Origin of the sequence: Streptomyces rapamycinicus NRRL 5491, assembly GCF_024298965.1 — a bacterium.
Taxonomy (GTDB): Bacteria; Actinomycetota; Actinomycetes; order Streptomycetales; family Streptomycetaceae; genus Streptomyces; species Streptomyces rapamycinicus.
The window spans coordinates 2280050-2299568 of record NZ_CP085193.1; the positions used below are offsets into that span (position 1 = coordinate 2280050).

General features: G+C 70.9%; 16 protein-coding genes. 5 read left to right on the forward strand and 11 right to left on the reverse strand.

Annotated elements, in window-relative coordinates; all coding sequences use genetic code 11:
- Positions 1–55: 55 nt before the first annotated feature.
- The 3 genes from dmpG to LIV37_RS09320 are packed head-to-tail and all read right to left on the reverse strand — an operon-like array spanning position 56 to position 2930.
- Positions 56–1138 (reverse strand): 4-hydroxy-2-oxovalerate aldolase, encoded by a 1083-nt coding sequence (gene dmpG, locus LIV37_RS09310; RefSeq protein WP_020866857.1) that lies wholly within the window; start codon positions 1136–1138, stop codon positions 56–58.
- Complete coding sequence (locus LIV37_RS09315) at positions 1135–2100, reverse strand: acetaldehyde dehydrogenase (acetylating) (protein WP_020866858.1); 966 nt, start codon at positions 2098–2100, stop codon at positions 1135–1137. The genes dmpG and LIV37_RS09315 overlap by 4 nt, the downstream gene beginning before the upstream one ends.
- Positions 2097–2930 carry a 2-keto-4-pentenoate hydratase gene (locus LIV37_RS09320; RefSeq protein WP_020866859.1) on the reverse strand — a complete coding sequence of 278 codons (834 nt, stop codon included), beginning with the start codon at positions 2928–2930 and terminating at the stop codon, positions 2097–2099. Before LIV37_RS09320 ends, LIV37_RS09315 begins: the two co-directional genes overlap by 4 nt.
- Before the next feature lie 309 nt (positions 2931–3239).
- Between LIV37_RS09320 and LIV37_RS09325 the strand changes: the two genes are divergently transcribed.
- The gene (locus LIV37_RS09325; protein WP_020866860.1) at positions 3240–4040 is read left to right on the forward strand and encodes an alpha/beta fold hydrolase; all 801 of its coding nucleotides are present in this window, start codon (positions 3240–3242) and stop codon (positions 4038–4040) included.
- 13 nt (positions 4041–4053) lie between these two features.
- Here the strand turns inward: LIV37_RS09325 and LIV37_RS09330 are convergent, their stop codons facing one another.
- Together LIV37_RS09330 and LIV37_RS09335 are read right to left on the reverse strand one after the other, a co-directional pair.
- Positions 4054–5184 (reverse strand): 50S ribosomal protein L11 methyltransferase, encoded by a 1131-nt coding sequence (locus LIV37_RS09330; protein ID WP_020866861.1) that lies wholly within the window; start codon positions 5182–5184, stop codon positions 4054–4056.
- Between the two features lie 625 nt (positions 5185–5809).
- Entirely contained in the window at positions 5810–8632 is a 2823-nt protein-coding gene (locus tag LIV37_RS09335) for an AfsR/SARP family transcriptional regulator (RefSeq protein WP_309471141.1), read from the reverse strand.
- 240 nt (positions 8633–8872) lie between these two features.
- On the opposite strand from LIV37_RS09335, the gene LIV37_RS09340 reads away from it, so the two are divergent.
- Positions 8873–9991, forward strand: coding sequence for an alpha/beta fold hydrolase (locus LIV37_RS09340; protein ID WP_020866864.1), 1119 nt, complete (start codon positions 8873–8875; stop codon positions 9989–9991).
- Between the two features lie 18 nt (positions 9992–10009).
- On the opposite strand, the gene LIV37_RS09345 is transcribed toward LIV37_RS09340, so the two are convergent.
- The gene (locus tag LIV37_RS09345) at positions 10010–10639 is read right to left on the reverse strand and encodes a class I SAM-dependent methyltransferase (protein ID WP_020866865.1); all 630 of its coding nucleotides are present in this window, start codon (positions 10637–10639) and stop codon (positions 10010–10012) included.
- 471 nt (positions 10640–11110) lie between these two features.
- On the opposite strand from LIV37_RS09345, the gene LIV37_RS09350 reads away from it, so the two are divergent.
- Positions 11111–12217 (forward strand): NAD(P)-binding domain-containing protein, encoded by a 1107-nt coding sequence (locus tag LIV37_RS09350; protein ID WP_020866866.1) that lies wholly within the window; start codon positions 11111–11113, stop codon positions 12215–12217.
- On the opposite strand, the gene LIV37_RS09355 is transcribed toward LIV37_RS09350, so the two are convergent.
- Positions 12188–13198: a LacI family DNA-binding transcriptional regulator gene (locus tag LIV37_RS09355; protein WP_020866867.1), complete on the reverse strand. Its 1011-nt coding sequence runs from the start codon at positions 13196–13198 to the stop codon at positions 12188–12190. The two genes, LIV37_RS09350 and LIV37_RS09355, sit on opposite strands and share 30 nt — an antisense overlap.
- Positions 13199–13486: 288 nt before the next feature.
- Here LIV37_RS09355 and LIV37_RS09360 point away from each other — a divergent pair, with 288 nt between their 5' ends.
- Both LIV37_RS09360 and LIV37_RS09365 read left to right on the forward strand, forming a co-directional pair.
- Positions 13487–14923, forward strand: a complete 1437-nt coding sequence (locus LIV37_RS09360; protein WP_020866868.1) for a sugar porter family MFS transporter — start codon at positions 13487–13489, stop codon at positions 14921–14923.
- Positions 14924–14956: 33 nt separating this feature from the next.
- On the forward strand, positions 14957–15316 hold the full coding sequence (locus LIV37_RS09365; RefSeq protein ID WP_020866869.1) for a universal stress protein: 360 nt from the start codon (positions 14957–14959) through the stop codon (positions 15314–15316).
- Between the two features lie 60 nt (positions 15317–15376).
- Here LIV37_RS09365 and LIV37_RS09370 read toward each other — a convergent pair whose 3' ends face one another.
- The 4 genes from LIV37_RS09370 to LIV37_RS09385 all read right to left on the reverse strand — a co-directional run bounded on the left by LIV37_RS09370 (position 15377) and on the right by LIV37_RS09385 (position 19513).
- Positions 15377–16396 carry a LacI family DNA-binding transcriptional regulator gene (locus LIV37_RS09370; protein ID WP_020866870.1) on the reverse strand — a complete coding sequence of 340 codons (1020 nt, stop codon included), beginning with the start codon at positions 16394–16396 and terminating at the stop codon, positions 15377–15379.
- 116 nt (positions 16397–16512) lie between these two features.
- Positions 16513–17538 (reverse strand): LacI family DNA-binding transcriptional regulator, encoded by a 1026-nt coding sequence (locus LIV37_RS09375; protein ID WP_121825659.1) that lies wholly within the window; start codon positions 17536–17538, stop codon positions 16513–16515.
- Positions 17539–17540: 2 nt separating this feature from the next.
- The gene (locus LIV37_RS09380; protein ID WP_020866872.1) at positions 17541–18968 is read right to left on the reverse strand and encodes a BNR repeat-containing protein; all 1428 of its coding nucleotides are present in this window, start codon (positions 18966–18968) and stop codon (positions 17541–17543) included.
- A gap of 224 nt (positions 18969–19192) precedes the next feature.
- Positions 19193–19513: an L-rhamnose mutarotase gene (locus LIV37_RS09385; RefSeq protein WP_020866873.1), complete on the reverse strand. Its 321-nt coding sequence runs from the start codon at positions 19511–19513 to the stop codon at positions 19193–19195.
- Positions 19514–19519: the final 6 nt, after the last annotated feature.

Consider the following 19519-nt stretch of genomic DNA (forward strand, 5'->3'; position numbering starts at 1 on the left):
ACACCGACGCCGTCGTACACCACACCGTACAGGCGTCCCGCCGATCGGGCGGCGATCAGGAGGTGTTGTCCGGGCCGGAGGTGTTGTCCGGGCGGGCGGCCAGGTCGAGCGCGATGTCCGTGATCATGTCTTCCTGGCCGCCGACCATCCCACGGCGGCCGACCTCGACCAGGATCGCGCGGGTGTCCAGACCGTGGCGGACCGCGGCGGCCTCGGCGTGGCGCAGGAAACTGGAGTACACGCCCGCGTAGCCGAGGGTGAGGGTCTCTCGGTCGACGCGCACCTCGCGGTCCTGGAGGGGCCGTACGAGGTCGTCGGCGGCATCCATGAGGGGGAACAGGTCACAGCCGTGCTTCCAGCCCATCAGGTCGGCGACGGCGATGAACGCCTCCAGCGGGCAGTTGCCCGCCCCCGCGCCCTGGCCCGCGAGCGAGGCGTCGACGCGGGTGACGCCGTTCTCCACGGCCACCACGGTGTTGGCCACGCCGAGGGCGAGGTTGTGGTGGGCGTGGATGCCGAGTTCGGTGCCCGGGTCGAGCACATCGCGGTAGGCGCGGAAGCGATCGCGGACACCGTCCATGGTGAGCCGGCCGCCGGAGTCGGTGACGTACACGCAGTGGGCGCCGTAGGACTCCATCAGCCGTGCCTGGCGGGCGAGTTCGGCCGGTTCCGTCATATGCGACATCATCAGGAACCCGGCCACGTCCATGCCCATCTCGCGGGCGGCGGAGATGTGCTGGGCGGAGATGTCGGCCTCGGTGCAGTGGGTGGCGATGCGCACGGAGCGGATGCCGAGGGCGTGGGCCTGCTTGAGGTCGTGCAACGTGCCGATGCCCGGCAGCAGCAGGGTGGTGGGGATCGCCGTGCCGGTGGCCCCGACGACGGCCTCGATCCAGTCCCAGTCGGTGTGCGCGCCGATTCCGTAGGTGACGCTGGAGCCGGACAGGCCGTCGCCGTGGGCGATTTCGATGGCGGCCACCCCGGCGGCGTCCAGGGCGGCGGCGATGGTGCGGGCCTGCTCGACGGTGTAGCGGTGGCGGATGGCGTGCATGCCGTCCCGCAGGGTCACGTCCTGGACGTACAGGGCGGGCGGGACGGGCGGGGTGTCCGCGGTCGTGCCGGCGTCGGTCGTGGTCATCGTGCGGTCTCCTCGCCGGAGCGGTGTGCGGCCAGGCGCTCCGCGGTGCGCAGCGCGGCCGAGGTCATGATGTCGAGGTTTCCGGCGTAGGCCGGGAGGTAGTGGGCGGCTCCCTCGACCTCGAGGAAGACCGAGACCTTCACCGCGTCGGTGTGCGCGGCATCGGCGGGCAACAGGGAGCGCATCGGATCGCCGGACGCCACCTGGTCGAACTGCACCTTCTGCTTGAGGCGGTAACCGGGCACATACGCCTGGACGCGGCCGACCATCTCCTCGACGGAGGCGGTGACCTCCTCGGTGGCGCAGCCCGAGACCAGGCAGTGCACGGTGTCGCGCATGATCAGCGGTGGTTCGGCGGGGTTGAGGACGATGATGGCCTTGCCGCGGGCGGCGCCGCCGACGCGCTCGATGGCGGCGGCGGTGGTCTCGGTGAACTCGTCGATGTTCGCGCGGGTGCCGGGGCCCGCGGAGCGGGAGGAGATGGAGGCGACGATCTCCCCGTAGTGGACGGGGGTGACCGCGCCGACGGCGGCCACGATCGGGATCGTGGCCTGGCCACCGCAGGTGACCATGTTGACGTTGGGTGCGTCGAGGTGGGCGTCGCCGTTGACCGGGGGCACCACATAGGGGCCGATGGCGGCCGGGGTGAGGTCGACGAGGGTGCGGCCGAGGGGGCGCAGCACCTCCTCGTGGCGCTTGTGGGCACCGGCGGAGGTGGCGTCGAAGACGATGTCAACGTCGGCGAACTCGTCCATCGCCACCAGCCCGTCCACGCCCTCGTGGGTGGTGGCCACCTTCAGGCGGCGGGCGCGGGCCAGGCCGTCGGAGGCGGGATCGATCCCGGCCATCGCGGTGATCTCCAGGGTGTCGGAGAGCCGCAACACCTTGATCAGGAGGTCGGTGCCGATGTTGCCGGAGCCGATGATCGCCACTTTGGCGCGGCTGCTGGTCTCGCTGCTCACCGGTGGTCTCCTTCCGCGGCGAAGCCGACTCCTACGGAGCCGAGGTTCGAGATACGGGCGTGGAACACATCGCCCGGGGCGGCCGGGACCATCGGCCCCAGGGCCCCGGTCAGGACGAGGTCGCCCGCGCGCAGCGGGTCGCCCCGCTCGGCGAGGGCCGAGGCCAGCCAGACGGCCGCGTTGAGGGGACCGCCGAGGCAGTCGGCGCCGGTCCCGTGGGAGGCCATCTCGCCGTTGCGCGTCATGGTCATCTGTACGGAGCGCAGGTTGAGCCCGGAGAGTGGCACCGGGGAGGCGCCGAGGACGTACAGCCCGCAGGAGGCGTTGTCGGCGACGGTGTCCACGATGGAGATGTCCCAGTCCCGCACCCGGCTGTCGACGATCTCCAGCGCGGGCAGCGCGAAGTCGGTGGCGCGCAGCAGGTCCACGACGGTGCAGTGGCGGTGTGGCAGATCGCTGCCGAGCACGAGCGCCACCTCGGCCTCCACCTTGGGCTGGAGCAGCCGCCCGGCGGGCACCTCGCCGCCCTCCGGCACGGCCGTGTCGGCGAACAGCGCTCCGAAGTCCGGCTGGTCCACGCCGAGTTGGCGCTGTACGGCCGGGGAGGTCAGGCCGATCTTCCGGCCGGCGATCCGGCGGCCGGTGGCCTGTTCGCGTCGCAGGTTGAGCCGCTGCACCGCGTAGGCGGCCTCGATGTCGCCGTCGTCCAGGAGCGTGCGCACCGGCGCGCAGGCGATCCCGGCGCGGGCGGCGCCCGCGAGTGCGTCGGCGGCCTTGACCACGGCCCCGGGGAGGGAGTCCGTCGGGACGTGGTCGGGAACATTCGGCACGGGCTACCTCCTGGAGAAGAACATGGGGCCGGGGCCCGGCGCTCCCGATGTGGCCTCCGGTATAGACGCGCCGCCCACCACTCGCCAACTTTCGTTCCGTCACACGGAACGGGGCGCATGGCGACGTGCCGGACGAGGCGACACTGACCTCGCGCACCCGGATCCGTCCAGCGCCCCGTACCGCCTGACGGAACACCCCCGAGCGATGGCCCGTCCCCGCCGGACGCCTCTTGACGGCACCCGAGGAGTTCCGTACAAAGTACGACCAGAAGTGCGGGCTCGCCGCCCCGCCACGTCAGGAGAGTGCATATGCTGACCGCCCACTACGCCCCCAGCCGGTTCGGCCAGCTGCACTACGTCGAGTGCGGCGAGGGCGAGCCGGTGCTGCTGCTCCACCAGACCCCGCGGTCCTGGGCCGAGTACCGCGATGTGCTTCCACTGCTCGGCGCCACGCACCGGGCGATCGCGATGGACACCGTCGGCTACGGGGCCTCCGCGAAACCCGCGGACGACCAGAGCGTCGAGATGTTCGCCGACGGGGTCGAGGACCTGGTGGACGAGCTCGGGCTCGACACGTTCCACCTGGTCGGACACCACACCGGCGGAGTGATCGCGGTGGAGGTGGCGGCCCGCCTGGGCTCCCGGGTGCGGAGCCTGACGCTCTCCGCGACCCCGTTCATCACCCCGGAGAAGCGCGCCCGCGCGGTGTGGAAACGCCCGGTCGACTGGGTGCGGCCGAATCCGGACGGCTCCCACCTCCTGGAGCTGTGGAACCGGCGCAGACACTTCTACCAGCCGGGGCAGGAGGCCGCGCTCAACCGCTTCATGGCCGACGCCCTGCGGGTGCTGGGCCGGGCGGAGGACGGCCATATCGCCATCCGGCTCTTCGCCATGGACGAGCGGCTGCCGCGGATCGCCGCCCCGGCCACGGTCATCTGCGGACAGGACGACGACCCGTCGATGCCCAGCTTCGAGCCGATGGTGCGGGCGCTGTCGGCGAAGGGGCACATCGTGCCCGGGGCCGGTGTGCCGTTCCCCGAACAGCGGCCGGAGGAGTTCGCCCGGCTCGTACGGGAAGCCGTCGCCTCCGCCGAGGTGGCGGACGGCTGACGATGGCGCGGCTTCAGGGCCCGCCGGGCCCGGGGAACAGCGAGCGGTAGAAGGGGGTCGCGCGGAAGCCGTCCCCGTGGTGGGTCGAGCTCCAGCTCAGTGTGACCGCCGGAACGCCGGCCCGGTGCAGCTCGCCGGTGAGCGCGTAGTCGGGGTGTACGCCGTCGTCGCTGATCGTCGTGGTGAAGTCGAAGGTGAACCGGTCGCCCGGCCGCACCGGCAGGCCCTCCTCCGCCAGCGGCGCGTAGACCGGGGTCCAACTGCTCGACTGCACCAGCGAGTCGATGGGCTCGTCGTCCTCGGCCACCCACAGACGCACGCCCAGCGCGAGCCCGGAGAACTCGCCCTCTGCGGTGAACGTCAGCTCGGCGCCGTCGATGCCCTCCGGGTCCAGATCGCCGTTGAACTCCAGCGGCTCCACCTCGACCGGGCCCGACAGATACGACCGCTCCCGCACCTTCGGATTGTCCTGCAGCCCCTCCAGGACCACCCGCAGGTCGAAGGGGCGGCCCACCGAGGCGAACACCTCCTCCACATAACGGAAGACGAACGGCGGAAATCCGAGCGGCTCACCGCGACCCGCGCTGCCCAGGTCCAGGGCGACAGCCGTGGTGACGCTGCGGTGCGGGATGAACACCCCACCGGGCTTCACCAGCCGCTTCCGCGCGTCCCGCAGCACCGAGCCCGCGCCCTCGGAGCCGCCGAGCGTGCCGATGATCTCCGAGACACACATCTCGACGGGCTCGGGGAGCTCGATCTCGGTGGAGAGTCCCTCGACGACCGTGATCCGGTCGGCGAACCCCGCCTCCTCGATGGTCTCCCTGGCGATCCGCGCCGACTTGGGGATGACCTCCACCGCCCACACATGCCGCGCCCCGGCGCGGGCGGCGGCCAGCGCCCACACCGCGTCCTTTCCCGTGCCGATGTCGAGCACCGTCCGGCCGGGGGCGTAGCGCCGGACGGCCTCGGCATACCGGCTCATCCGGCGCTCGTCCTTGATCATCACTTCGTACGCGACGTCGTCGTACACCGGGTACTCGCCGATCGAGGCGAACAGCCACACCGGGGCCGACTCCGGATCGCATGCCCGCACCGGCACCTTGCGCCCCGGCGCGGCTAACTCCGTGATGAAGGAATACCGCATTCTTCAACCTTTCCCTGGGTGTCTTTCCAGGGCCAGCATGCCAGGCCGGAAAACCCGGAATTCCCTAGGAATAGAATGCACCATGAACGAACAAAGTCTGAACATAGCACAGTTAAAGGGATGCAAAAGCACCCAAGTGCACCCGGACAAACACCCCATGCCACACCCCGTTCGGACGCCGCGCGACAGGGCCATGACGCAGACGCGACCCGGGAAATTGGCATGTTCGCGATAATGCGAGGGTTGCCTCGGGAAGTGCATTCGGCTGAATTTCGCGGATGGGCCGCCGGGCCGTCCGAAAATAGTCGTCACTAATATTATTAGCGCGACAACCTCTTCACGGGAAATTGCGTCCGGAAGACGGGGCCGACGCCGGGCCGGTGACACCGGCGGCGCGGCCCGCCAAGTCGGCTCCGCCGTCCGGCCGTTCCGCGCGTTCCGCGCGTTCCTCCCTCAACGGATCAGGTGCCGTTCATCTGGCCGCGACGACGTTCGGGACCATCCACGGCAAGGTCCCCTACAGTGGACGGCCTCATCCGCGGCAACGACCAGATCTTCCTCGCGCCGGGCGGGCACTCCTGGCCACGGCAACGACCTCCGGCCACGCCTGGATGGGCATCCGACTTCATGACCTCGGCGACGTGAGTCTGTCACGGAGTTCGTCGGCGGCCGGGTGGCCGATCTCCTCGGCGATCTCAAGAGCCTGTCGCCAGACCAGCCGGGCCGCTTCATGATCACCCGCGGCGAAATGGGTGTCGCCCAGATGATTCAGTATCTCCGTCTCGTTGAACCGGTCGCCGACCCCCCGGACAATGTCGAGGGCCCGCTCGTAGCAGCCGGTGGCATCCGCGTACTGAGCGAGGTGGTGATGTGCGTAGCCGAGGCTGTCCCACGCCCCCGCCTCCGCGTGCCGGTCGTCGATTTCCCTGTTGAGGGCCACCGCCTGTGCGCAGTAATCGAGTGTCCGCTGGTACTGACCGAGCATGGCGTGCAGCCACCCGGCGTTGTTCAGCGCCATGGCCTGTCCGCCCCGGTGTCCGATCCGCCGGTACAGGCTCAGCGCCCGTTCGTTGTGGTCCAGCGCCTCCCGGGGCCGGCCTTGCCGGTCGCACACCCACCCCAGACCCCGGTAGGTGTGCGCCTGCCTGACCCGGTCGCCCAAGCGGTCGTACAGTTCCAGGGCCTGGTGGAAGTGGGTGTGGCCCTCGTCGAGGCGGCCCATCTGGGTGTAGGCCATGCCGAGGCTGCGATGTGCGCCGGCCTCCCATGACCGCTCGCCCAGCCGTCGCGCCGCCTCGAGCGCGGTACGTTGGCTGGCCGCCCAGTCGTGCCAGTGCCCCCGATAGTCGAAGAATGTCTCGAGGGCCCAGGCCAGCTGCCAGGCGTGCGCGTCGAGACCCAGACCGGCCGCCAGATCAACGGCCGCGTACAGCATCCGGTGCTCAGCGGTGAACCAGTCGAGAGCCGCACCGTGGTCCGCCATCTCCTCCGGCACGACCCCCGGCTGGGTGGCGGCCAGGGGGATCTGGTCCCGGTGTGCGTCCAGCAGCCCCGCCGCGGCATGGGCGGTATGGACGTAGAAGTCGGCGAGCCGGTGCAGTGCGGCCTCGCTGACGGAGACCGATTGACCGTGGCCCTGTTCGGTGGCGTAGAGGCGGATGAGGTCGTGCATGCGGTGGCGGCCGGGGGTGTGTTCCTGGATCAGGTGAGCGGCCCGCAGTTTGCGCAGGAGGACACGCACTCGTGCCACGGGGAGTCCAGTGAGGCTCGCGGTGGCGGGCACGCTGATGTCGGGGCCCGGCGCGAGGCCGATCAGCCGGAACGCCTGTGCGGTGTCCGGGTCGAGTGCGTGGTAGGAGGACGCGAACACGGCACGCAGGTCCGCGGCCATGTCGCCGGTGTCCAGGGCGTCGAGTCGGGTGGCGGCTTCCTGGACTTCCTCGGCCAGGGCCGACAGCGGCAGCTCCGGGCTGGCCGCCGCGCGGGCGGCCAGGATGCTGATGGCCAGGGGCAGGCCCGCGCAGTACGTCAAGAGCGTGGCCACGGCCTCGGGTTCGGCGGCCGTCCTGCGATGGCCGAGATGGCGGACGAGTAACTGGTGTGCCTCAATGTCCGGGAGTACGTCGAGGTCGAGGGGGCGGGCTCCATGGCTGACGGTCAGGCCGGTCAACTGGCGGCGGCTGGTGATGAGCACGGTGCAGGTGGGGCTGCCAGGAAGCAGGGGCAGGAGCTGGGTGGTGTCGCAGGCGTTGTCGAGCACGATGAGCAGGCGCTTGTCCGACGTCAGGCTCCGGTAGAGCCCGGTCTGCCCGTCCAGCTCCGCGGGGATCTCGGCGGGATCGACGCCGAGGGCGTCGAGGAAACCGCGGACCGCCACCGCGGGCGGGACCGGCTCGCCGGAGGGGTCGAAGCCGCGCAGGTTGATGTAGAGCTGCCCGTCGGGGAAGTGTTCCAGGCGGTTGTGGGCCCAGTGAAGGACGAGCCAGCTCTTTCCGACGCCGCCGACGCCACCGATCGCGGACACCATCACCGTGCCGCCAGGAGCGGCTTGGGAGTCCAGCAGGCGGTCCAGGTCGGCGAGCTCCGGGTGCCGCCCGACGAACACCGGTGGAGGTGCGGGTAGTTGCCGCGGTACGGGAACGGCGCGTCGGCTCGCACCGCCTGAGGAGAGAGTCGTCGGGGCGGTCAGCGCCGGGTCGGCGGTGAGGATCCGCTGGTGCAGATCTTGCAGTGCCGGACTCGGGTCGGTGCCCAGTTCCGCTGCCAGTCGACACCGGATTTCCTGGTAGTGGTGCAGGGCCTGGGCAGGGCGGCCGCTGCGATACAGGGCGACCATGAATTGCCCGGCCAGACGCTCGTCCAGCGGATGCGCCGCCGAGCGGGTGGGCAGCTCGGCCAGCAACCCGGTGTGGCGGCCCATGCGGAGCTGGATGTCGGTGTGGTCCAGCTCCGCGGCGGTCCGCTCCCGCTCCAGGACCTCACGAAGAGTGGTGAACCACGGGGTGTCCAGGGCGGTGAAGGCCCTCCCCCGCCACAACCCCAGCGCTTGGGCGAACAGTGCCGAGGCACGCTCGTCCTCGTCGGCGGCGCGGGCCTGCCCGACCAGTCGGCGGAAGCGGTGCAGATCCACTGCCGTCTCCTCCACCGAGAGGACGTAACCGCCCGACCGCCGGACGATGCTCACCTGTTCGGCGGCGGGAGCCAGCGCCTGGCGGAGACGGGAAAGGTAGCTGTACAACGTCCCCTGAACGCGTCGCGGAGGACGCTCTCCCCACACCCGGTCGACGAGCTGGTCAACCTCCACCACGTGATTGGCCTCGACCAGCAATGCGACGAGTACGCACTGCTGCCGGGCATGTCCCAGGTTTACCTCTGTGCCGTCGACACGTACTTCGACACTGCCCAATAAGCCGAATGACACCATCGATTCTTCCCCCCGTTGTCGCATCCCCTGCAACCTTCATAGCCGCTGTGGCCGGGCGATTCAAGGTTCGTCCAAGTCTGCCCACGGCCCTCCGAGCACATTGGTTTCCGCGGTGGACAGGGAGATCGACATGGAATTCCTGATCCTTCCGGATCACAGGACCGACTAGCTGCCCACCGTTCGGAGTCTTCTCGATCAGAGGGGGTAGGTGGCGTTCGTTCCACCCGATCAACGCCGCCCTCCCCCTACGGCCAGGAGAGACACGTGCCCAGAGCGCTCGTCACCGGGATCGCCGCAACCGCCGTCGCCACCGTCCTGCTCACGGGCTCCGGAGTCGTGAGCGCCACGGCCACCGCGCCACGCGAACCGCATGCCACCGATGTCCATCGGGTCCGCATCCAGGACGACTTCGACTCGCTCGGCCCCGAGGTCCGGGCGCTGAAACTCGATTCAGGCCGCACCGCCCACTACATCGACGACGGCCCCCGGGACGGAAAGGCGGTGCTCTACATCGGCGGCACCGGCACCAGCGCGCGGGTGGCCCATATGACGGACTTCCTGCGCAGCACCCGGGAGTCCCTCGGGCTGCGGCTGATATCGGTCGAGCGCAACGGCTTCGGGGACACCGAGTTCGACAAGAGCCTGGGGGAGGCGGACTTCGCGAAGGACGCGCTCCAGGTGCTGGACCGCGTCGGAGTGCGCAAGGTGAGTGTGATCGCCATCTCGGGCGGCGGTCCGTACGCCGCCGAGCTGGCGTCCCTTGCCCCGGACCGCGTGCAGTCACTGCACCTGGCCGCCGCCCTGCCGCCGTACGGCGCCCAGCCTTCGTACTGCTCGATGTCCGACGAGGAGCTGGGCAAGTCCCTGGAGAAGCAGATCGCCGACCCCCGGGTCTGGTGGGCGCTCCCGGACGACAGCCCGACCAAGCGCATCCCCGGCTTCGCCGACACCGCCTTCGAGGACGGCGCCCGCACCTACAACCAGCGCGGCCAGAAGGCGGACCCCGCGCCTCAGGTGCATGAGCAGAAGCTCTACTGCCAACGGCCCGGCCCCGATCTGTCGAAGCTGACGGCCCCCGTCACCATCTACAGCGGGAAGAAGGACACGACCGTGCCGCCCAGCACGATCGACACCTGGAAGGAGCATCTGCCCGGCAAGCCGGCCGTGCGCAGCTACGCCGACACGGGACACGATGTGCAGTACCGCCACTGGGACCAGATCCTCGTCGACCTCGCCGGGCACACGGACCGCACGGTCATCTGCTACCGGGGCCACAGCACGATGCCACCCGCCCGGATCGCCGACCCGCTGGTCGAGAAGGGCCGGGCCACGCTCGGGAGCTGCGCGTGGCAGAAGTCCGGTGGGGACGGCCCGGTCGGCTGAGCCGAGACCCGTCGCCCGTCACCCCTCCGACGGCCGCCGCGCCCAGAACAGGGCGTGGCCGCCGTCGCCCTCGGGGACGAACTCCTCCTCCTGGACGGTCAGCCCGGCCCGGGTGAGCCAGTCCCGGTAGGTGGCGGCGTCGGCGTGGCTCCACCACATCGTGGCGCCACCGCCGAGCCAGTCGTCATCGGTGCCGGTCCAGGCGCTGTGTCCGGTGGTGCCCAGGAACCAGCCGCCCGGGCGGAGCCAGTTGGCGATCCTGGCGAGGAGGGGAGGTTGTTCGTCCAGGGGGATGTGGATCAGGGCGTAGAGGGAGATTACGGCGTCGAAGGAGGCGGCCGGGAACTCCACGGCCGTGGCATCGGCCTGGCGGAACTCGGCCTCCGGCACCAGCTCCCGCGCCCGGCTGATCTGCACCCCGCTGATGTCGACGCCGGTCACCCGGTGTCCCGCGGAGGCCAGTGCGCGGGCGACCGGTACGCCATGGCCGCACCCCAGGTCCAGCACGGTGGCGGTGGCCGGGATGCGCTTCTGGAGGGCGTCGAGCCAGGGCCGGTACTTGGTCTCGGTGGCGTAGGACTGCTCGTAGTGGCGGGAGAGCGCGTCGTATCCGCGCCTGACCACGTCCTTGGGATCGTCAATGTCCACGGCGGAGCACGGTAGTTGGGGGCGGTTGCGTTCCGCGAACGGTTTTCGTGCGCCGGTGCGGAGCCGTTCGCGCCTTCGGCGCCTTTGAGCATGGGTCCGGGGGTGCCCTGGCCGGGCTCCGTCGCCGACCACCGGGCCGGTGGAGCGATGTCCGGTGGCGGCCCCCGCCGGCCCATGTTGAGGACCGGTCCGGACTGCGGCGGGGGTAGCCCTGGAAAGCGTTTGACAAATTAGTTGCACCAGATCAAGCGTTCTGAAGGGGGACCCGGGAGAGGCAGGATCGAATGCGACGTCGGGTCAGCCGGGGCCCTCTCCGGGCGGTCCAGCATCGCACTCGATGAGATCTTGCCCCACCGGCCCGGCGGACGGCGACGGTGCCGCGCCCCCACCCCCGCCGCCGCTGTGGTCTCCTCCGGGGGCGGCGGCTGGAGGACGGGGAAGAGACCACGACCGAGCAGAGTTAGTAGAACCATGAACAACAGCGTGGACGTCGTGGTCATCGGTGCCGGGCAGGCGGGGTTGTCCGGGGCCCATCACCTGAGCCGGGCCGGGTACGAGCCCGGTACCGGCTTCGTGGTGCTCGACCACGCGCCCGCGCCCGGCGGGGCGTGGCAGTTCCGGTGGCCGTCGCTGACGTACGGCAAGGTGCACGGGATGTACGACCTGCCCGGCATGCGGCTGACCAGCGACGACGCGGATCCCGAGCGGCCCTCGTCCGAGGTGATCCCCGCGTACTTCGCACGCTACGAGCGCGCCTTCGACCTGCGGGTGGTCCGGCCCGTGCACGTCGACGCCGTACGGGACGGGGACGACGGCCGGCTGCTGGTCGAGACCTCGGCCGGGACCTGGGCCGCGCGGGCGCTGATCAACGCGACCGGGACCTGGGACCGGCCGTTCTGGCCCCGCTACCCCGGACAGGAGACCTTCCGGGGGCGGCAGCTGCACACCGCGCAGTACCCGGGGCCGGAGGCGTTCGCCGGGCAGCGGGTGATCGTCGTCGGGGGCGGGGCCTCCGGGGTGCAGCATCTGCTGGAGATCGCGGAGGTGGCGGCGGAGACCACCTGGGTGACCCGGCGCCCGCCGGTGTTCCGCGAGGGGCCGTTCGGCGAGGTGCGGGGGCGGGCGGCGGTGGCGCTGGTCGAGGAGCGGGTGCGGCGGGGACTGCCACCGCAGAGCGTGGTGTCCGTGACCGGGCTGCCCCTGACCGAGCCGATGCTGCGGGCCCGGGAGAAGGGCATCCTGGACCGGCTGCCGATGTTCGAGCGGATCACCCCGGACGGGGTGGCCTGGGCGGATGGGCGTCATGTCGAGGCGGACACGATCCTCTGGGCCACCGGTTTCCGCGCCGCGATCGACCATCTCGCCCCGCTGCGGCTGCGTGAGCGGGGTGGCGGGATCGCCGTCGAGGGGACCCGGGCGGTCCGTGATCCGCGGGTGCATCTGGTCGGCTACGGGCCGTCGGCCAGTACGGTCGGCGCCAACCGGGCGGGCCGTGCGGCCGTACACGAGATCCAGGCGCTGCTGGGAGCCCCTGACGACAGTCAGTGGTCACCGGAGAAGGCCGCCGTCGGGCGTTGACCGGGTGCGGGCCGGGCCGGTGCTCCCCCGGACCACGAGGGTGGGGTCGAGGACGATGTCCCGGTCGGCGGTGCGCCCCTCGTCGAGCCGCTCGGCGGCCGCCCGGACGGCGACTTCGGCCGCCTCGGCGGCGTCCTGGCGCACGGAGGTGAGGTCGATGAAGGACAGCCGGGCGAGCTGGCTGTCGTCGTAGCCCACGACGGACACGTCATCGGGGACGCTGACGCCCGCGCGCAGGAGCGTGCCGAGCAGACCGTGCGCACAGCGGTCGTTCCCGGCGATGACGGCCGTGGGCAACTCGGGCCGCGCGAGCAGGTCCCGGGCCACCCGGGCGCCGGATTCCTCGGTGTAGTCGCCGGGGTGGACCCGGATGTGATCGGCGAGCCCGTGGTGGCGCATGGCGGCGCGGTATCCGCGTCGTCTCTCCTCGGCGCCGGGCATGCCACCGCCGTCTATGTGCGCGATGGCGCGGTGTCCTTGTGCGACGAGGTGGTCGACGGCTTGGCGCATCCCGTTCCGCTCGGCGGTCCGGACGACGTCCGTACCGGCGGCTCGCGTCAGCGGGTTGATCTCCACGATGGAGGGGCGGCCGACGTCCGTGGCCAGGTGGTGCCGCTCGAACGTCGTGCCGATGGTGATGATGGCTTCACAGCGCAGTCCGAGCAGTTCGTCCATCGCCTGACGCTCGTCGCGGGTGTCGACCATGGCGTTGAGCACGAGGGTGTAGCCGTGCTTCCGGGCGGCGGGGTACAGGGCCTCGACGATGCCCACGTCGTGCGGCTGACGCATGGTGAACAGCACGCCCAACTGCCGACTGCGCGTACGGCGCAGAAGCTGGGCGGCGGTGTCGGGACGATAGCCCAGTTCCTCGGCCGCCTGGAACACGCGTCGGCGCGTATCGGGGCTCGCACCGGGCTGGTTGCGGAACACCAGTGACACCAGGGCCTGCGAGACACCGACGCGTGCGGCAATATCGGACATGGTGGGGCGCTTGGGACGCCCCACCGGGGTTCCCCGCCCGGCCGAGGGGCCGGTGCTCCCTGGATCCCCCATCCCTGCCTCCTCGCGCTTCATGTCTTGACATGCGTCACACACCGCCCTCATAGTACGTGGCACTTGTACGTACTAGTTGTACTGACAAAAAGACAAAGGCTCTCCGCAGCCGCACGATCGTGGCTGGCTGGGCGGCCACTCACCCGGCATCGGGAAACAACCGGACCTGTCGGGGCGCCACCACGACCTCCGCTGCCTCCACGAGGAGACACGACGATGAACACCCGACTCAACTCAGAGGACTCGGGCATCACACATCAAGACCCCGAACTGCCCGTGGACACCAAAGGTCCCCACACCCGACGGCTCGGCCTGGTCGCCGTCATCGTGACCTTCGGCGGGCTGCTGTTCGGCTATGACACCGGCGTCGTCAACGGCGCCCTCGATCCACTCACCGAGGACCTCGGGCTGACCGCGTTCACCGAGGGAATCGTCGTCAGCAACCTCATCTTCGGCGCCGCCTTCGGCGCCATGATCGGTGGAATGCTGTCCGACCGGCACGGCCGCCGCCACAACATCCTGCTGCTGTCCCTGGTGTTCATGCTCGGCACCCTGGGCTGCGTACTGTCGCCGAGCTGGCAGGTGCTCGCCCTCTTCCGCTTCATCCTCGGCCTCGCCGTGGGCGGCGCCTCGGCGACGGTTCCGGTGTATCTGGCCGAGATCGCCCCGGTCGAACGCCGCGGCTCCATCGTCACCCGCAACGAGGTGATGATCGTGACCGGCCAGTTCGCCGCGTTCGTCATCAACGCGGTCATCTTCAACCTCTGGGGCGAGACGGACGGCATCTGGCGGCTCATGCTCCTGGTTGCCCTCCTTCCGGCGATCGGGCTGTTCCTCGGCATGCTGCGGCTGCCGGAGAGCCCGCGCTGGCTGGTCTCCCAGGGCCGTGACGAGGAGGCGCTCGCGGTGCTGTCCCAGGTCCGCACCCCCGAACGGGCCCAGGCGGAGATGGCCGAGGTCCACCGGCTGGCCGAGGAGGAGCGGGTCGCCAAGACCGCGGGCCGGGTGGACCTCGGGGTGCGATGGGTGCGCCTGCTCATCGTGATCGGGGCCGGCCTCGGCATCTGCCAGCAGTTCACCGGCATCAACTCCGTGATGTACTACGGTACGCAGCTGCTCGGCGACGCCGGGTTCTCGGGCGACTCCGCCATCATCGCGAACACCCTCAACGGCGCCTTCAGCGTCATCGGCATCGCGGTGGGGGTGTCGGTCATCAACAAGATCAAGCGCCGCACCATGCTGCTCGGCGGGTTCGCCCTGACCACCACGTTCCACCTGCTCGTCGGGCTCTCCGCGCTGCTGATGCCCGAGGGCACCGCGAAGGCGTGGTTCATCCTCGTGTTCGTCGTGCTCTTCGTCTTCTCCATGCAGGCCACCATCGGCCCGCTGGTCTGGCTGATCCTCTCCGAGATGTTCCCACTGAAGATCCGCAGCCTGGCCATCGGTATCAGCATCTTCGTGCTGTGGTTCGCGAACGCCCTGGTCGCCCTCGGCTTCCCGCCCGTCGTGAAGGCCATGGGAATCTCGAACACCTTCTTCGCCTTCGCCGCCTTCGGTGTGCTGGCCATCGTCTTCATCGCGACCTGTGTTCCCGAGACCAAGGGCCACTCGCTGGAAGAGCTGGAAGACGACTTCCGCGCCCGCTACTCCTGACCCGCCCTGCCCCGAGAGAAGGGCCCACCCACCATGACCGTCATCACCGCCATCGCCGAGGGCCGCGAGGGAGACCACGCGCTGACCGCGGGAATCGCCGAGGCCCGGCTGCTCGGCACCGATCTGGTGCTGGTCAATCTGCGTCTGTCGGCGCTGGACCGCTCCGGGGTGCCCGAGGACCTGCGGACCACGGTCGTCGAGCGCAGCGGTCCCGGTGACCGCGACCCGGTCGACGCCGTACTGGACGAGATCGAGGCCCGGCCCGGCGTCGACCGGCTGGTCATCGGCCTCCGCCGGCGATCGCCGGTGGGCAAGGCGCTGCTGGGCAGTGTGAGCCAGCGGCTGCTGCTGGAGAGCCCCGTCCCCGTCGTCGCGGTCAAGCCCCCGGCCTGACCGTGGCCACGTAACCGGCCGACGCCTTCACCCGGGCCGCCCGGATCGGCGAACCCCCGGTCAGGCGCCCGGTCTGGACGCGAACGTCGAGTCCCGCACCACCAGCTCCGGCTGCAGCACGATCCGCCGGTGCTGGTGGGTGGCGGCCTCGTCGCCGGTCTCCTCGATCAGCAACTCGGCCGCCGTACGCCCCATCCGGAACGCGGGCTGGCGCACCGACGTCAGCGGCACCGCGGCCGCCGCCGCGAACTCGATGTCGTCGTAGCCCACCAGCGCCACCTCCCCCGGCACCGACACCCCGGCCGCGAAGAGGGCTTGCAGCACCCCCAGCGCCAGCAGGTCGTTGGCGCAGAACACCGCCGTCGGCCGGGGTGAGATCCCCAGCAGCCGGGCGCCCGCGTCGCGGCCCGAGGCCACGTCCAGCCGCTCGGCCTCGATGTGCACCATCGCCTCCTCCGGCAGCCCCTCCTCCGCGAACGCGCCCCGCAGTCCGGTGCGCCGGTCCTGGCACTGCGGGAGCAGCATCGGGCCGCTGACGTAGACCGCGGAGCGGTGGCCCTGGGCGATGAGATGGCGCCCGGCCAGCGCGCCGCCCTCGATGTCGTCGACCGACACCGAGCAGCCGTCGGCGCTGGGCACCTCGCGGTCCACGAAGACGAACGGGATGTCATGGCGCCGGAACCCCTCCAGGTTGGCGCCGGTGACATCGGCCGGGGTGACGAGCACTCCGCGCACCCGGTGCTCGGCGAAGAGCCCGAGGTAGTCGGCCTCCTCCTCGGGGCTCTGCGCGCTGTTGCACACCATCACCCCAAGACCCGCCTCCCGCGCCGCGCGCTCCGCACCGCTCGCCACGTCCACGAAGAACGGGTTCGCCATGTCCAGCACCAGCAGCGAGATGATGCGGCTGCGCCCGGCGCGCAGCTGGCGCGCGGACTCCTGGCGTACGTAGCCCAGGCGCTCGATCACGGCCTGCACCCGGTCGCGCGTGGCCTCGGCGACCATCTCGGGCCGGTTGATCACGTTCGAGACGGTGCCGACCGACACTCCCGCCTGCCGCGCGACGTCCTTGATCCCCACCATGCGTCCCACGACCCGGGCCTCCGCCTTCCCGCGACCCACCGCGGTCGCGGGAACATGGTAATGCGCTGTTCGACCGGTCGGGCAGGACCGGGCCGCCGCGGACCCCGGGCATCCGCTCAGCCCCGGGAGCGCACCAGGCTCGATCCGCGGACGACCAGCTCGGGCTGGAGGACGATCCGCTGGTGGCGGTGGTCCCCGGCCCGCTCCCCCGTCTCCTCGATCAGCAGCTCGGCCGCCGTACGCCCCATCCGGAACGCCGGCTGGCGCACCGACGTCAACGGCACCGCGGCCGCCGCCGCGAACTCGATGTCGTCATACCCCACCAGCGCCACCTCCCCCGGCACCGACACCCCGGCCCCGTACAGCGACTGAAGCACCCCCAGCGCCAGCAGGTCGTTGGCGCAGAACACCGCCGTCGGCCGCGGGGACATGCCCAGCAGCCGGGCCCCCGCGTCCCGACCGCAGGTCACATCCAGTCGGTCCACCTCGACATGGCGCAGCGCGGACTCGCCGAGCCCCCGCTCGCGCAGGGCGCGCAGCGCGCCCTCGCGGCGGTCGCGGCACTGGGCCAGCCGCATCGGCCCGCTCACATAGGCGAGGCTGGGGTGGCCGAGGCCCAGCAGGTGGCGGGCGGCGAGCTCGCCGCCGGTGACGTCGTCGACCGACACCGAACACCCCTCGGCGCTGGGCAGCACCCGGTCCACGAGGACGAAGGGGATGGGCTGCCGCCGGAAGGAGGCGAGGTTGCGCCCGGTCATATCGGCCGGGGTCATCAGCACTCCGCGCACCCGCTGCTCGGCGAAGAGCCCGAGGTAGTCGGCCTCCTCCTCGGGGCTCTGCGCGCTGTTGCACACCATCACCCCAAGACCCGCCTCCCGCGCCGCGCGCTCCGCGCCCCGTGCGACGTCCACGAAGAACGGGTTCGCCATGTCCAGCACCAGCAGCGCGATGATGCGGCTGTGGCCGGCCCGCAACTGGCGTGCGGACTCCTGGCGTACGTAGCCAAGGCGCTCGATGGTGGACAGCACCCGGGCCCGGGTCTCCTCGGACACCGAGTCCGGGCGGTTGATGACGTTGGAGACCGTGCCGACCGAGACCCCGGCCTCGCGCGCCACCTCCTTGATGCCCACGCCTGGTGCCATCGTCAGGAGGGGAGGGCGAAGTCGACGACGCGGAGGGCGGAGGGTGTGGTGCCGCTGGACTTCCGCTGGTACATGAACGACAGGACGCCGTCCTGGGCGAGCCGGGTGTCGTCCACGACGACCTCGCCGAAGGCGTTCAGCCCGCTGCCGTCGTAGAGGGTCTTCCAGTCCGTCCAGCCGGAGGACTTGGACGCGGCCACGATCCGGCCGTACGGCATCACGGCGTAGGCGTTGTCGTGAGCGTCGAAGACCAGGTGGCTGCGCTGGGTGGAGCCGGGGGCCACCGGGATCTCGGTCTTCTTCCAGGTGCCCGCCGTGTCCCTGAAGACGTGGAAGGTGCGGCCGTTCTTCGTCCGGTCGGCCACGTAGTCGGTGGTGCACTGCCCGAAGCGGCCGGGGACATAGCTGATCAGGGCGTGGGGCGCGCCGGTGGAGTCGGTGGCCTGGCTCTCCTGGTTCATCAGCGAGTGGTCGGGGTTCAGGGGGTCGACGACGGTTCCGGCGTCGCCGACCGCCACCGTGTCCGGGCCACCGGTGGTACCGACGACGGCGCCCGCCGCGGTGCGCCAGGTGCGGCCCCGGTCGGAGCTGTAGACATAGCCGGTGTCGTGGTTGGTGAGACCGCCGCTCGCGCACATCACCGCGTTGCTCTGCTCGCGCCAGGTGTAGAAGGCGTGCAGCCGCCCGTCGGGCCCGTAGTCGATGCCGTGCAGATACATGTTGCGGGCGGTGCTGGAGCCGTGCTCGCTGCTGTAGGTGCCGGTGGCGGAGGACCACTCGCCGAGGGCCCGCCACTTGGTGCCGTCGTACTCGGCGAGCGCGTTGCGGCCGTTGCCGGAGACGCCGACGCGGTAGCTGAGCTGGAGCCTGCCCTCGGGGGTGGCGATGAACTGCGGGTAGGTGAACTGGGAGGTGAGGGCGAGGCCGTCGAGGGTGGTCCGGACGGCGCCGAACTGGCCGCTGGTCCAGGGATGTCCGGCGGGGTCGTCCACCAGCCCGGCCACCGACTTCACGTAGAAGAAGCCGCTGCTGTGGGAGTCCATGTTCAGGTGCAGCCGGCCGTCGGTCCGCGAGATCCCCATGGAGATGACGTTGTGGGAGTCGTCGGCGGTGAGCCGGTGCGGCAGGGTGACGGTCTGCCAGCTCTGCTGGGTGAGGGCGCGGCGTCCGATGACCGCGCTGCGGTCGGCGGTGTACCAGACGGCGTACTGATAGCCCTTGTAGGTGAGCAGGCCGTTCTTCTGGAAGGCGTTGTTGTTGACCAGGCCGTCGTACGACACGAAGTAGACGGCCTTCGCGTCGAGCTGGGTGTCGGCGAGCTTGCTGACGGCCGGGGCGGGAGCGGCGACGGAACCCGGGGTCGCGTCCGCGCCCGGGGTCGCGGCGCCGAGCAGGGCGGTGGCCAGGAGGGCGCTGGCGAGTGGTCTCATGTCCGTTCCTTTCCTGGTGCGCTTGTGGGGGGCGGGCGTCTTTCCCCACCCCGCCCCTTCCCACAGCATCGATATGCGGCTCCGCCGCGTGGATGGGCTCCGCCCCTGGACCCCGGGACGAGGCCGGAGGTCGAGCGCCCCGCAGGGGCGCGGGGAACTGCGCGACCAGCCACGACGGCGCCGCAGATGGCTGACGACGGATCGTGGCAACCTCCGCGGAGCGTTTACGCGAGGTGGAAGACCTCCGTCAGCGGCCTCATCGCCTCATCCGGTTTCGCGCCGTCGAGTGCCTCGAAGAACGGCGCCATCCCGGCCTGCCAGCGGGCGTTGACCTCGGTGGCGGCCATCGCGGCCTGGGCCGCCTCGAAGTCCTCGGTCTCCAGATAGCCGACGAGCAGCCCGTCCTCGCGCAGGAAGAGCGAGTAGTTGTGCCAGCCGGTCTCCGAGAGCGCCGCCCGCATCTCGGGCCACACGGCCGCGTGCCGCTCGCGGTACTCCTCGATCCGGTCCTGGCGGACCTTCAGCAGAAAACACACCCGCCGCATGGCCGA

Excerpts from the sequence above, each read along its gene's own strand:
- dmpG (WP_020866857.1), bottom strand. The coding sequence starts at position 1,138 with ATGACCACGACCGACGCCGGCACGACCGCGGACACCCCGCCCGTCCCG.
- LIV37_RS09325 (WP_020866860.1), top strand. The coding sequence starts at position 3,240 with ATGCTGACCGCCCACTACGCCCCCAGCCGGTTCGGCCAGCTGCACTAC.
- LIV37_RS09330 (WP_020866861.1), bottom strand. The coding sequence starts at position 5,184 with ATGCGGTATTCCTTCATCACGGAGTTAGCCGCGCCGGGGCGCAAGGTG.
- LIV37_RS09335 (WP_309471141.1), bottom strand. The coding sequence starts at position 8,632 with ATGCGACAACGGGGGGAAGAATCGATGGTGTCATTCGGCTTATTGGGC.
- LIV37_RS09350 (WP_020866866.1), top strand. The coding sequence starts at position 11,111 with ATGAACAACAGCGTGGACGTCGTGGTCATCGGTGCCGGGCAGGCGGGG.
- LIV37_RS09355 (WP_020866867.1), bottom strand. The coding sequence starts at position 13,198 with ATGTCCGATATTGCCGCACGCGTCGGTGTCTCGCAGGCCCTGGTGTCA.
- LIV37_RS09360 (WP_020866868.1), top strand. The coding sequence starts at position 13,487 with ATGAACACCCGACTCAACTCAGAGGACTCGGGCATCACACATCAAGAC.
- LIV37_RS09365 (WP_020866869.1), top strand. The coding sequence starts at position 14,957 with ATGACCGTCATCACCGCCATCGCCGAGGGCCGCGAGGGAGACCACGCG.
- LIV37_RS09370 (WP_020866870.1), bottom strand. The coding sequence starts at position 16,396 with ATGGTGGGGATCAAGGACGTCGCGCGGCAGGCGGGAGTGTCGGTCGGC.
- LIV37_RS09375 (WP_121825659.1), bottom strand. The coding sequence starts at position 17,538 with ATGGCACCAGGCGTGGGCATCAAGGAGGTGGCGCGCGAGGCCGGGGTC.
- LIV37_RS09380 (WP_020866872.1), bottom strand. The coding sequence starts at position 18,968 with ATGAGACCACTCGCCAGCGCCCTCCTGGCCACCGCCCTGCTCGGCGCC.
- LIV37_RS09385 (WP_020866873.1), bottom strand. The coding sequence starts at position 19,513 with ATGCGGCGGGTGTGTTTTCTGCTGAAGGTCCGCCAGGACCGGATCGAG.